Genomic DNA, 12,801 nt, shown 5'->3' with positions numbered 1-12,801 from the left:
GAGAGGAACCATGCCTGTTACCCATTTCGTGGTGCGCTGGCCCGACGGCCACGAAGAGCGCTGTTATTCCCCCTCGACCATCGTGCGCGAGCATCTGCGCCCCGGCGTTTACCCGCTCGAACTTTTTCTCGTCAAGGCGCACGACGCGCTGGACGCGGCCTCCGAGCGCGTGCGCGAAAAATTCGGCTACGCGTGTTCGTCGGCGCAAGACCAGTGGGCAGCGATCGAACTTGCCGCACAGCCATACCGTTCGCAACCGGCGGCCCACGTGACCGTCGTGAGCGTCGACTGAACCTATCAAGGAGATTTGCATGTCCACCCAGACTCTCGCGGCCAACCTGCCGGTTCCCGAGGAGCATTTCAGCGTGGCGGTCGTCGGCGGAGGCCAGGCCGGGCTGTCGATGAGCTACTACCTCAAGCAACGCGGAATCGATCACGTCGTGCTCGAAAAACGCACCGTCACGCATACGTGGCGAGAGCAGCGCTGGGACGCGTTCTCGCTCGTCACGCCGAACTGGCAATGCGCGCTGCCGGGCTATCCGTATCGCGGCGACGAACCGCACGGCTTCATGAAGAAAGACGAAATCATCGCGTGGCTCGACGGATTCATACGCCATGTCGATGCCCCCGTGCGCGAAGGCGTTGCCGTCACGCGCGTGTCGAAGCGGCCCAACGGCGGCTTTCTCGTGCTGACCAGCCAGGGGTCATTGAGCGCCGATCAGGTCGTGATCGCCTCGGGCGGCTATCACACGCCGATCGTGCCGCGCATGGCCGAGCGGCTTCCCGCTTCGATCGTGCAGATGCAATCGTCGGAGTATCGCAATCCGGCGGCGTTGCCCGAGGGCGCGGTGCTCGTCGTCGGTTCGGGACAGTCGGGCGCACAGATCGCCGAAGACCTGCATCTCGCCGGGCGCAAGGTCGTGCTCGCCGTCGGTGAAGCGCCGCGCTGCGCGCGCTTCTATCGCGGCCGCGACGTGGTCGACTGGCTCGCCGATATGAAGTACTACGACATGCCGGTCGAAGCACATCCGCTGCGCGAAGGCGTACGTGACAACACGAATCACTACGTCACGGGCCGCGACGGCGGGCGCGATATCGACCTGCGCAAGTTCGCGAGCGAGGGCATGGAACTGTACGGCGTGCTCGAGGATTTTGCCGATGGCGCGTTGCGCTTCAAGGGGAATCTGCGCGCCAATCTCGATAGCGCCGACGAAACGTATAACCGCATCAACGCTTCGATCGATCGCTTCATCGCGCAGAACGGCATCGATGCGCCGCCGGGCGAGCCGTATCGTCCGGTCTGGACACCGCAGCAGGAGCGCACGTCGCTCGATCTCGCCGCGAGCGGCATCGGCAGCATCGTCTGGTGCATCGGGTTTCAACCAGACTTCAGCTGGATCGATCTGCCTGTCTTCAACGGGCGCGGCTATCCGGGCCACGCGCGCGGCGTAACGGCGCAGAAAGGGCTCTATTTTCTGGGCCTGCCGTGGCTGCACACGTGGGGCTCGGGGCGCTTCTCGGGCATCGCGCGCGACGCCGCCTGGCTGGCCGACCAGATTTCAGCGCCTGCGAGGCTCGATGCGCGCGCGGCGTGACAGCGAGCGCGTGTCCGCGCAAACCCGCACGCATTACATCGCGGGCATGCCGGAGCTGGCTTTCGCGGGACTGTCCGAGCAGTGGCTCTTGCGCACATGCGGGCAGCTGCACTGGAATGCGCTTGCAGCACAGGCGCAGCTGAACACGCCTGACTTCTACGACGACGAAGGCCGCAAATCGTATGCGGCCTTCACGGCGATTCGCGTGCGCGAAGCGCGGCTCGAAGACGTGAGCGAGAACCAGCGCTTCGCGATCGAAGCGGACGTGAGGCGGATCGCGGGCGCGCGCCACTTCGGCCAGTTTCGCGTCTTCACCACTGAGAGCGTGGTTGCGAACGTCGAGATGATGTCCACGTTCGTACGGCGTGAGCAGGCCGGCGACAACCGCTCGGTGTGCAAGGCGATGTTCGCCGGTGCGCCCGCGCCTGCGACGCCCGCCGCTGCGCAGGAGCTGATCGCGCAAGCGAAGCGGCTGCGCGCGGGCGACTGGACGCAGCATGGCCGTCTCGATCGCGCGGCGCATGCGGTCGAGCATGGGGTCGACTATCTGCCTTGTCCCTCGCTCGATTTCAACGGCGCGCACCTGCTGTATTTCGCGAGCTTCCAGTCGATGGTCGAGCGCGCCGAGTGGCATTGGCGGTCCGCGCAGCATTCCGCGCCGCCTACGCTGATCGGGCGCGACATGGTGTTCTATGGCAACGCGAATGTCGGCGATCGGCTCACGCTGTCGTTTGGCGCGCGCCATGCGGGCCACGACGGGCTCTCGCACTGGTGCACCATTTCGCGCGCGGCGGACGGTGTGCGCATCGCCGACGTCGTCACGCATAAACGGTGGTCGCATGAATGAACGGACTATGGCGCCGCGCAAGGCGCTCTATACACAGACCGACCTCGCCGACGTGCCGTGGCTCGATGCGCGTCCGGGCGAATATCCGTTCCAGCGCGGCATTCACGCGACGATGTACACGCAGCGCCCATGGACCATTCGCCAGTATACGGGCTACGCCGACGCCGCCGCTTCGAATCTCGCGTACCGGGACGCGCTCGAACGCGGCGCGAAGGGGTTGTCGGTCGCGTTCGATTTGCCCACGCATCGCGGCTACGATTCCGACCACGATCATGCGGCCGCCGATGTGGGCATGGCGGGCGTCGCGATCGACTCTGTCGAGGACATGAAGCGGCTCTTCGACGGTGTGGCGCTCGACGAAGTCTCCGTGTCGATGACGATGAGCGGTGCGGTGTTGCCCGTGCTCGCCGCTTTCATCGTTGCGGCCGAGGAGTCGGGCTTCGACGCGGCGCAACTGCGCGGCACGATCCAGAACGACATCCTCAAGGAGTTCATGGCGCGCAACGCGTATATCTTCGCGCCTGATCCTTCGTTACGGATCGCGACCGACGTAGTGCATTACCTGCTCGCGCATTTGCCTCGTTTCAACGCGATGTCGGTTTCCGGTTATCACCTGCACGAAGCCGGTGCGGATGGCGCACTCGAACTCGCGCTCACGCTTGCCAACGCGCGCGAATACGTCCGGCGGCTAGTCGAACAAGGGGCCGATGCAGATCGCGTATGCGCGCAGCTGAGCTTCTTTTTCGCTGTGGGACGCGACTTTTACGGCGAGATCGCCAAGCTGCGCGCCGCACGGGTGATGTGGGCCGAGTTCGCGCAGGCGCTCGGCGTTCGCTCGGCGCGCGCGATGCAGTTGCGAATGCATTGCCAGACGGCGGGGTCAAGCCTGCATGCGCAGCGTGCGCAAAACAACGTCGTGCGCACGACAGTGGAGGCCATGGCAGCGGTGTTCGGCGGCACGCAGTCGCTGCACACGAACGCGTGGGACGAAGCGCTTTCGCTGCCGGGCGCCGCGGCCGCTACGCTCGCGCGCGACACACAACTGATCCTGCAGCACGAGATGGGCCTCTGCGACGTGGTGGACCCGTGGGGCGGGTCGTATCTGATCGAAGCACTCACGGCGCGCATGGTGGAAGGCGTGAAAGCGCTGCTCGCCGAAATCGATCATCAAGGCGGCGTAATTGCCGCCATCGAATCGGGTTGGGTACAGGCGCGTTTGCATCGCGGCGCGGCGCGCACTCAGGCGCAGATGGACTCGGGTGAGCGCGTGGTAGTGGGTGTGAATCATTACCGCGAGGCACATTCCACCGAGAGCGAGCGGCTCGAAGTCGACGGACGCATGGTGCGTGCGATGCAGGTCGAGCGCTTGCGGCATATAAAATCGACCCGCAATGCGCCACGCGTGGATACCGCACTCGATGCGCTTGCACAATGCGCCCGCGCGGGTAAGGGCAATTTGCTCGCCGCGACGATTGATGCGATTCGCGCGCGAGCCACAGTTGGAGAATGCACCGCGGCGCTCGAGCGTGTGTGGCCGCGCTGGCACGCCGCGCTCACAAGCGAGGCGTCCGCCTGGTCGGAGGCGGGCGAGGGCGACGCCGCATGGAGGGCGGCGCAGGACGCTGTTTCTCACTGGTGCGCAGCATATGGACGCAAACCGCGGATGGCGCTCGTGAAGCTAGGTCAGGACGGCCACGATCGCGGCGCACGTGTTGTAGCGGCTGCGCTTGGCGACGCAGGTTTCGAAGTCAGCCTGGGACCGCTCTTCGCAACGCCGCACGAGGCGGCTGCCTGGGCGTACTCGCGCGAGCCCGATATCGTCGGGGTTTCGACGCTCGCGGGCGCGCACGCGACGCTGGTGCCCGCGCTACTCGGCGCGTTGCGCGAGCGCGGCTGCGGCGCGCCGGTGGTGCTCGGCGGCATCGTGCCAACAGCGCATCACGAATCGCTGTTCACCTGCGGTGTGCTCAAGATATTCGGGCCGGACACGCCGCTCGGCCAGATTGCGCAAGATGTTGTTGGCATCCTGAATGAGGTGGAATGGTCTCTACGAGATTGCTGTACGTCATGAGGCGTTGTTCAAGCTCCCTTGCCTTGTGAGGGGGTAAAGTTTTACCTGTCTTCGTCGATATCTCGACCGCGGGTGTCTGCCTGATCCCATACAATTCAGCGGGTCTGCAGAGACCGAGTCCGTGAAGTGCCCGGGCCTTTTGCTTACACTTCGCTTTCCCCTCGGGCTTTCTCGACGATCATGATTCGATTTCCCACCTCTCTTTTTACCAGGCCGGCGCTGTTCATCTACGCCGGAATTGGAATCACGCTCGCGACCACGGGGGTCACGGTCGCCTCGCTCTATGAAATGAGGCTCGACGCGATGGCGCAGGCACGCGTTGCGGCCCAGAATCTCGTGATTTCACTGCAAAAGGAGATCGAGCGTAATCTGGACATCTACCAGCTCGCCATGCGCGACGTTGCGACAAGTGCCGAGACTCCCAGCATCATACGGCTCCCCCCGGAGGTCCGGCAGCTCGTCGCGTTCAGTTCGGCCGCCAATGCGGCGGAACTGGGTGCCCTCTTTGCGACGGATGCAACAGGCAAGCTGATACTCGACTCGCGCTCGATTCCGCCGCGCAAGCTCAGCGTCAGCGGTCGCGACTATTTCCAGATTCAGCGGCTGCAGTCAAATGCGGGCCTCTACATCAGTGCCCCTTTTCTGCCGTACGCTGAGGAACCCGAAATACCGCAGATCGCGCTAAGCCGGCGGCTCGAGGACAAGGACGGCCAATTCGCCGGCATAGTCGCTGGCACGCTGCGGCTCAGCTATTTCCGGCACCTTTTCGAAGACTCCATACTCGGTCGACACGACACGATTACGTTACTGCGCATGGACGGAACCGTTCTCATGCGCCAACCGTTTCACGTGGGCGACATCGGAAAGTCGCTCGCGGGCGGTCATTCGTTCGAGCCGCTCGTGCGATCCGGTCAAGGCACCTATATCGATATCGCCGTGCTCGACCACGTCGAGCGCCTGTATACGTTCCGGCGTATCGGCAGCTATCCGCTCGTCGTCGTCGTGGGCTTTGCGACGGACGACATTTTTGCAGGTTGGCGCAAGCGAGCGATCACGATCGGGATTGTCAGCGTCATTCTTGATGCGCTCCTCATCCTGTTGCTACTGATGTTCAGCCGACAGTTGCGCAAGAGGTTGGCCATGGAGCGCCGCTTGCAGCGACTTGCGTGGTTCGATTCGCTGACGGGCCTGCCCAACCGCGTGCAGCTTCAAAGAGAAGCGCTCCGGATGCTGACGGAGGCCAAACGGACCGGGACGACGCTCGCAGTACTATTCATCGATCTCGACCGTTTCAAGCGTGTGAACGACACCCAGGGTCACTCCGCCGGCGATGAGGTCCTGCGCGAAATCGCACGGCGCCTCCAGGATCAGATCCATACGGGTGACGTGATTGGCCGCCTTGGGGGCGACGAGTTTCTCGCTGTTCTGCGGGAATGCGATGTACTGAAAGCCAAACACGTCGCCGGGCGCATTCTGCAGGCCGTATTCCAACCCATCCTCATCAACTCGAAGCAAGACACCCGCATCACGATCAGCGCCAGCATCGGCATCGCACTTTCGCCGCTCGACGGGGAAGAGACCGACATTCTGCTACGCAACGCAGATCTGGCGATGTACCGGGCGAAGAGCGCCGGGCGCAACCAGATGCAGTTCTACGCTCCCGAGTATGAGCGTCAGGCGAAAGAACAACTCGAACTGGAGATCGCGCTGCAGCGGGCATTGCGCGCGAACGCCCTGAGTGTTGCCTATCAGCCCAAGGTCGACGCCACAGGCGTGCTGTGTGGCGTCGAGGCGCTCGTGCGCTGGGACGACGACCGGCAGGGCAGCATTGCGCCGGACCGTTTCATTGCCATTGCTGAGGAAAGCGGTCTGATCGCGGAGATGGATGCATGGGTGATGGGTGAGGCCTGCAGGCAACTTGCGCAGTGGCGTGCCGAAGGCCTCGACGTGCCGAACGTATCGGTGAATGTTTGCGCTGCCGACTTCAAGCGTCCGGACTACCCAGACTTCGTTATTGCTACGCTCCAGTTCCATGGCCTCGCTGCTGCGGACCTGACGCTCGAAATGACCGAACGGGTCCTGTTCGATGAATCGGTTGCCGACATCCGCAAATCGCTCGATGCCATCCATGCTTTAGGCGTCGCACTGTCGATTGACGATTTCGGCACGGGTTACTCGTCCCTGAGCTATCTTCACCGGTTCGCCGTCAAGGAACTGAAAATCGACAAGAGCTTCGTGCAAGGCATCGGAAGGGATGCAATGGCGGAGTCGTTGACGCAAACGCTGGTCCGCCTCGGCAAGATCCTGAAACTTACGGTGACCGCCGAAGGCGTGGAAACGCATGCCCAACGCGACTTTCTGCGCACGCACGGCTGCCATCTATATCAAGGGTTTCTGTTTTCGCCGCCACTAGCCCCCCATGACTTCGCGCGCTGGGTGCGGGCGCTGCCTGCAGCATGTCCGACGTCATTCTCCCCGTCACGCCCGTCACCCCAGGCGAACCCAGCGAAAGGCGTCCGGTTCGCGACAAATTGCGCCGAAAAAGCCGTTGATCCATAAGGGATTGCTACGGGTTTACACTCCATGTAATCGCAATACGATTATTTGTATTCCATTGCAATTTTGGCAACCCTATCCTTCGCAACATGATCTGGCCGGCTGCAGCAGCCGTCGGTGCAACCTGACGAGGAATGGGACATGGAAGTTGAGGTCGGATTAATCGCAGCACTTCAAGCGGAACTGGGCGCCGATGCGGTGCTGACGGCCGAAACCGACATGGCGGGCTTCGTCGAGGATTTTAGAGGACGTTACAAGAGCCGCGCGCTGTGCGTCGCGCATCCTTCGTCGACAGAGCAGGTCGCCTTCATCGTCAAACAGTGCGCCGCGCACGGCGTGCCCGTCCTGCCGCAAGGCGGCAACACGAGTCTGTGCGGTGGCGCGGTGCCGCGCAGCGCGGGTCCGGCGCCGGTGATCGTCAGCCTTGCGCGCATGCGGCGCGTCCGTGCGCTCGATGCCGCCAATCGCTCGATGGAAGTCGAAGCCGGTTGCATTCTGAAGACTGTGCAGGACGAAGCAGCGTCGGTTAATTGCCTGTATCCCGTGAGCCTGGGCGCGGAAGGTTCCTGCCAGATCGGCGGCACACTCTCGACCAACGCGGGCGGCACGAGCGTGCTGCGCTACGGCAATACGCGCGAGAACGTGCTCGGCCTGGAAGTCGTGCTCGCCGACGGCAGCATCTGGAACGGGCTGCGCGGCCTGCGCAAGGACAATACCGGCATCGATCTGAAACAGGTATTCATTGGCGCGGAAGGCACGCTCGGCATCGTCACTGCGGCGACGCTCAAGCTGCATCCGTTGCCCACGCACCATGCGCTCGCGTGGTTCGCGCCGGTCAGCCCCGAGGCGGCGCTGCGCGTGTTCGACATATTCCAGGCGAACTGCGGATCGCGTCTTTCCGCTTATGAATTGATGAACGCGCGGCAATTGCAGCTCGTGGTCGAGCGCGTGCCGGACCGGCGCAACCCGCTGGCGGACGCGCACGCGTGGCATGTGCTCGTCGAATTGTCGGACACGCGCGATGGCGCGGAGATGGAAGCCGTCCTGCAACGCACGCTCGAGGAAGCCGCCGAAGCGGATCTGATCGAAGACGCCATCATCGCCATGAGCGACACGCAGCGCGCGAATCTCTGGGAAGTGCGCCACAGCGTGACCGAGGCGAACAAGGGCGCGGGCGTGGGCTTGACGACCGATTGCTCGGTGCCGATCTCGGCCGTGCCGGCGTTCATCGACGGCGCCACGCGCGCCGTGCGCGCGATCGTGCCGGATCTGGACGTGGTGATCGTCGGGCACATGGGCGACGGCAATATTCACTTTATCCCGATGTTTTCCTTCTCCGCGTGGCAAGCGCTGGCCGACGCGCCGTCGATGGGCAGCGCGCTGCGCCGCGCCGTCAACGACGTGGCGCATCGGCTCGGCGGTTCGTTCAGCGCGGAGCACGGCATCGGCGAAACGGGTCTCGCGGAAATGGCGCACTACAAGTCGCCGGTCGAGCTGGCCGCGATGCGCGCCATCAAGCAGGCGCTGGACCCGAACAATCTCATGAATCCGGGGCGTCTCATTCCCTGAGCGCGGCGGCCGCGATCGGAACGCAGGCCAGCTCGCCATCGGTCGATCGCTGCGTTGAACGATTAATACGTAGTACAAAACTTTGGAGTTCACGATGAAGTCGAAGAAATCCGGGCACTGCACGATCGAAAATCCGGCCCGCCGAAGCGCGATGAAACTGGCGGCCGCCGGTGCGGCGTCGGTGGCGTTTCCGTTTGTCTGGACTCCGGCGCGGGCGGCGAACAAACGCATCGTTATTCGCGACGACGGCGGCATCTATACGAAGGCGTACAGCGCCGTCTATTACCAGCCGTTCACAAAGGCCACCGGCATCGAGGTGATCGGCGTGCAGGCGAACGCGGAACCGACCGCGCAGATCAAGAGCATGGTGGACGCCGGCAGCTACACATGGGACATGGCGAAGATCAGCCAGCCGGCCGTGCTGATGCTCACGTCGGGCGGCAGGGAGTATCTGGAGCGCCACGGCCTCGAAGCCGATCCGGCCGTATCGAAAGTCCCCAGTCAATATATGTCGCCGTTCGCGGTGGGCACGAACGTGTATTCGACGGTGCTCGCCTATCGCACCGACGCGTTCAAGGGCCGCAAGGCGCCGTCGTCGTGGGCCGATCTCTGGAATGTGAGCGAGTTTCCGGGCCGCCGCGCGATGCGCAAATATCCGTTCGACACCATTGAGGAAGCGCTGATGGCGTCGGGCGTGCAGCCTGTCCAGGTCTATCCGTGCAATCTCGACCGCGCCTTCGCGAGCCTCGACAAGATCTCGAAGCACGTCGATGTCTGGTGGACGACGGGCGCGCAGGTCGAGCAGATGCTCGGCTCCGGCGAAGTCGCGATGGTCGCGACCTGGGCGTCGCGCGCGCAATCGGCGATGGCCAACGGCGCGCCGGTTTCCATCGTCTGGAACCAGAACATCTGGGGCTGCGACAGCTGGTCGATCTTGAAGGGCACGCCGAACGCAAATGCTTGCCGCGAATTCATCAAGTTCGCGACCGATCCGAAGCGCCAGGCGCAACTGGTCGATTACTTCCCGGCGGGTCTCACGCTACCCGAGGCGTTCGATTATGTGAAGCCGCAAGCCGCGAAGAACTGCCCGACGTTTCCGGACAACATGAAGAGCGGTGTCCATATCGACGCGAAATACTGGCTGCAAAACCAGAGTACGGCGCTGGAACGATTCAACAGCTGGATTCTCTCCTGAACTTTCGGCACTTCCCGGATTTCGACGCCAATGTCAGCTACCAATCTCACTGTCAAAGGGCTCAGCAAGCGCTACGGCGATTTCGTCGCGCTCGCCCCGACGGATCTCGACGTCGCCCAGGGCGAATTCCTGACCCTGCTCGGGCCGAGCGGCTCGGGCAAGACCACCTTGCTCAGCCTGATCGCGGGGCTGTCGCATCCCGATAGCGGCAGCATTCACATCAACGGGACCGACGTGACCTACGGCGCGCCGTACGAACGCGACATCGGCATGGTGTTTCAGAACTATGCGCTGTTCCCGCACATGACGGTGGCCGAGAACATCGCGTTCCCGTTGCAGATGCGCAAGGTCGACGCTGCCGCCACACGCAGGCGCGTCACCGAAGCGCTCGAGATGGTGCATCTTCCGCACGTGGCAGGCCGCTATCCGCGCGAGCTCTCCGGCGGCCAGCAGCAGCGCATCGCGCTGGCGCGCTGCATGGTGTATCGCCCGTCGATCATCCTGATGGACGAGCCGCTGGGCGCGCTCGACAAGAAGCTGCGCGATCACATGCAGCTCGAAATCAAGCGCATTCACCGCGACCTCGGCACCACGATTGTCTACGTGACGCACGATCAGGAAGAGGCGATGACGATGTCGGACCGCATCTGCCTGATGAACGCCGGCTCGATCGCGCAACTGGGCACGCCCGCCGATCTGTATTTCCGGCCGAAGAGCGTATTCGTGGCCGACTTCCTCGGCGAATCGAATCTGCTCGACGCCACGGTGTCGTCGCGCGACGACGAACGCGTGGGCATCGCCATCGGCGGGCGTCACTGCGGTCACGCGATGGCGTACGACGGCAGCCTGCGCCCCGGCAGCAAGGCACGGATCATGATCCGTCCGCAGAACCTGCATGTGGAAAGCGGCAACATCGGCGCGGACCAGGCAAATCAGCCCGAGTCGATGCAGGCGCGGCTCACCGACATCATGGTGACCGGCGGCATGACGAAGCTCTATTTGCAGGCCATCGAGCCCGTGAACGGCGGCACGGAAGTGATCGCCGCGTTCCCGACCAACCGCCTCGGCGAGCAGTACGAAGTCGGCCAGGCGCTGCGCCTGCGCTGGTCGGCGTCCGATGCCGTCGCGATCGCGGAGTAAGTCATGAATCCTTCCGCGCTCACTGTTCCCGCCGAAGCGGACCGCACCGGCCTGCAACGGCAGCGCTGGCGCCGCGCGTTGCGTATCGCCGCGATGGCCGCGCCGATCGTCGTGCTGCTGGCGGTGTTTCTGATCTATCCGGTCGGGCAACTGCTGCTGCTGAGCGTTCGCGACGACAGCGGCTTCTCGCTCGCCGAATACCGGCGGCTGTTCGCGTCGCCCGTCTATGTCGAAGTGCTGTGGGTGACGATGAAAATCTCGCTGCTCACGACGTTCTTTTCAGTGCTGACCGCGTATCCCGTTGCGCTGTTCATTTCGACGCTCACGCGCGACCGCAAGAGCAAGGTGCTGTACTGGGTGCTGCTGTCGTTCTGGACCAGCTTTCTCGTGCGTACGTTCGCATGGGTGGTGCTGCTCGGGCGCAACGGCGTCATCAACTGGACGCTGATGCATCTCGGCATCATCGACCAGCCGCTCAGCCTGCTTTACAACCTGCCCGCCGTGATCGTCGGTATGGTACATGCGCTGATGCCGCTCGCGATCCTCACGATGCTTTCGGTGATGGAGAACATCGACGGCCGCCTGCCGACCGCCGCGGCGACGCTCGGCGCGCGTCCGGGCACGGTGTTCTGGAAGGTTTATTTCCCGCTTTCGCTGCCTGGCGTGGCGTCGTCGGCGCTGATGGTGTTCGTCACCGCAATCGGCTTCTTCATCACACCGACGCTGCTCGGCGGCCGCCGCCAGACCATGATCACGCAGCTCATCATCGATCAGGTGATGCAGGCGCTGAACTGGCGTTTCGCGGGCGCGATCTCGGTGCTGCTGCTCGTGGTGGTGCTGGCGGTGTTCGTCGTCTACGACCGCATGGTCGGCCTCTCGACGATGGCGGGCGGCAGTTCCGCGTCGGGCGCGCCGCACAACGGCCGCAACTGGAGCCGCAAGGCGGGCGACGTGGTGCTGACCGCGCTCGGCAATCTGACCGACGCCGTGCTTCGCCTCGTACCCGCGCCGCGCCGCCGCGCAAGCGCCGGCAAGCGACGTTCGCTGCGCGCGGCCGTCTGGCTGATCCTGATCTTCCTGAGCGCACCCGCGTTCCTCATGATCCCGCTGTCGTTCGACTCGCTCTCGGGTCTCGCGTGGCCGCCGCACGGCTTCTCGTTGCAGTGGTATCAGCAGGTCGCAGATTCGCCGCTCTGGATGCAGGCCGTCGCGCGCTCGCTCGTGGTCGGCGTCGGCACCGGCGTGCTGTCGATGGCGATCGGGACGCCGGCTGCGTTCCTGCTCGTGCGCGGCGGTCTCAAGTGGAACGCGGCGATGCTGGCCTTCGTGCTCGCGCCGATCGTCGTGCCGCGCATGATTCTCGCAGTCGGGGTGTTCTACTTCTTCGCCCACATCGGCCTCGTCGGCTCGTCGTTCGGGCTGATGCTCGCGCATACGGTCGTGGCCGTGCCCTACGTCGTCATCACGATGATGGCGGTGCTGCGCAACTACGACGTGCGTCTCGATCTCGCTGCGCAGAGCATGGGCGCGCGCCGCTTCACGACGCTGCGCCGCGTGACGTTCCCGATTCTCGGCGCGGGGCTGATGTCGTCGTTCCTGTTCGCGTTTGCCACCTCGTTCGACGAACTGACGATCGCGCTGTTCGCCTCGGGCGGTCTGAACACGACGCTGCCCAAGCAGTTCTGGGACGAAACGACCATGCAGATCTCGCCCGTGATCGCCGCGGTCTCGACGTGCCTGTTCGTCTTCATTTCGGTGCTGATCGCGGTCGCGGACCGCCTGCGCCGCCGCAGTCTGGCTTCCTGACTGGTTTTACCTGAGAGATTTA

The 12,801-nt window shown here is 63.9% G+C and carries 9 protein-coding genes; all 9 read left to right on the top strand.

Annotated features, from left to right (window positions below; all coding sequences use genetic code 11):
* The first annotated feature begins 10 nt into the window (after nucleotides 1–10).
* The 9 genes from C7411_RS22955 (at nucleotide 11) to C7411_RS22915 (ending at nucleotide 12,779) form a co-directional block, all read left to right on the top strand.
* Entirely contained in the window at nucleotides 11–292 is a 282-nt protein-coding gene (locus C7411_RS22955; RefSeq protein ID WP_110386342.1) for an MSMEG_0570 family nitrogen starvation response protein, read from the top strand.
* A 19-nt stretch (nucleotides 293–311) separates the two neighbouring features.
* Nucleotides 312–1,595 (top strand): MSMEG_0569 family flavin-dependent oxidoreductase, encoded by a 1,284-nt coding sequence (locus C7411_RS22950; RefSeq protein WP_110386341.1) that lies wholly within the window; start codon nucleotides 312–314, stop codon nucleotides 1,593–1,595.
* A complete protein-coding gene (locus C7411_RS22945; RefSeq protein WP_243413296.1) occupies nucleotides 1,579–2,442 on the top strand; it encodes a Pnap_2097 family protein in 864 nt (287 codons plus the stop codon). Before C7411_RS22950 ends, C7411_RS22945 begins: the two co-directional genes overlap by 17 nt.
* A complete protein-coding gene (scpA, locus tag C7411_RS22940; protein ID WP_110386340.1) occupies nucleotides 2,435–4,513 on the top strand; it encodes a methylmalonyl-CoA mutase in 2,079 nt (692 codons plus the stop codon). The genes C7411_RS22945 and scpA overlap by 8 nt, the downstream gene beginning before the upstream one ends.
* 180 nt (nucleotides 4,514–4,693) lie before the next feature.
* On the top strand, nucleotides 4,694–7,072 hold the full coding sequence (locus C7411_RS22935) for a putative bifunctional diguanylate cyclase/phosphodiesterase (RefSeq protein ID WP_110386339.1): 2,379 nt from the start codon (nucleotides 4,694–4,696) through the stop codon (nucleotides 7,070–7,072).
* Between the two features lie 138 nt (nucleotides 7,073–7,210).
* Complete coding sequence (locus C7411_RS22930) at nucleotides 7,211–8,638, top strand: FAD-binding oxidoreductase (protein ID WP_110386338.1); 1,428 nt, start codon at nucleotides 7,211–7,213, stop codon at nucleotides 8,636–8,638.
* A 94-nt stretch (nucleotides 8,639–8,732) separates the two neighbouring features.
* Complete coding sequence (locus C7411_RS22925; RefSeq protein WP_110386337.1) at nucleotides 8,733–9,833, top strand: ABC transporter substrate-binding protein; 1,101 nt, start codon at nucleotides 8,733–8,735, stop codon at nucleotides 9,831–9,833.
* 30 nt (nucleotides 9,834–9,863) lie between these two features.
* Nucleotides 9,864–10,973 carry an ABC transporter ATP-binding protein gene (locus tag C7411_RS22920; protein WP_110386336.1) on the top strand — a complete coding sequence of 370 codons (1,110 nt, stop codon included), beginning with the start codon at nucleotides 9,864–9,866 and terminating at the stop codon, nucleotides 10,971–10,973.
* A 3-nt stretch (nucleotides 10,974–10,976) separates the two neighbouring features.
* Nucleotides 10,977–12,779, top strand: a complete 1,803-nt coding sequence (locus tag C7411_RS22915) for an ABC transporter permease subunit (RefSeq protein WP_110386335.1) — start codon at nucleotides 10,977–10,979, stop codon at nucleotides 12,777–12,779.
* The last annotated feature ends 22 nt before the right edge of the window (nucleotides 12,780–12,801 follow it).

Source organism: Paraburkholderia silvatlantica (genome assembly GCF_003096715.1).
GTDB lineage: Bacteria > Pseudomonadota > Gammaproteobacteria > Burkholderiales > Burkholderiaceae > Paraburkholderia > Paraburkholderia silvatlantica.
This window is presented reverse-complemented; position numbering and strand designations above follow the sequence as displayed.

What these genes read in the sequence shown, in the direction of transcription:
- C7411_RS22915 (WP_110386335.1), top strand. Translation starts at nt 10,977, where the DNA reads ATGAATCCTTCCGCGCTCACTGTTCCCGCCGAAGCGGACCGCACCGGC.
- C7411_RS22920 (WP_110386336.1), top strand. Translation starts at nt 9,864, where the DNA reads ATGTCAGCTACCAATCTCACTGTCAAAGGGCTCAGCAAGCGCTACGGC.
- C7411_RS22955 (WP_110386342.1), top strand. Translation starts at nt 11, where the DNA reads ATGCCTGTTACCCATTTCGTGGTGCGCTGGCCCGACGGCCACGAAGAG.
- C7411_RS22930 (WP_110386338.1), top strand. Translation starts at nt 7,211, where the DNA reads ATGGAAGTTGAGGTCGGATTAATCGCAGCACTTCAAGCGGAACTGGGC.
- C7411_RS22950 (WP_110386341.1), top strand. Translation starts at nt 312, where the DNA reads ATGTCCACCCAGACTCTCGCGGCCAACCTGCCGGTTCCCGAGGAGCAT.
- scpA (WP_110386340.1), top strand. Translation starts at nt 2,435, where the DNA reads ATGAATGAACGGACTATGGCGCCGCGCAAGGCGCTCTATACACAGACC.
- C7411_RS22945 (WP_243413296.1), top strand. Translation starts at nt 1,579, where the DNA reads ATGCGCGCGCGGCGTGACAGCGAGCGCGTGTCCGCGCAAACCCGCACG.
- C7411_RS22925 (WP_110386337.1), top strand. Translation starts at nt 8,733, where the DNA reads ATGAAGTCGAAGAAATCCGGGCACTGCACGATCGAAAATCCGGCCCGC.
- C7411_RS22935 (WP_110386339.1), top strand. Translation starts at nt 4,694, where the DNA reads ATGATTCGATTTCCCACCTCTCTTTTTACCAGGCCGGCGCTGTTCATC.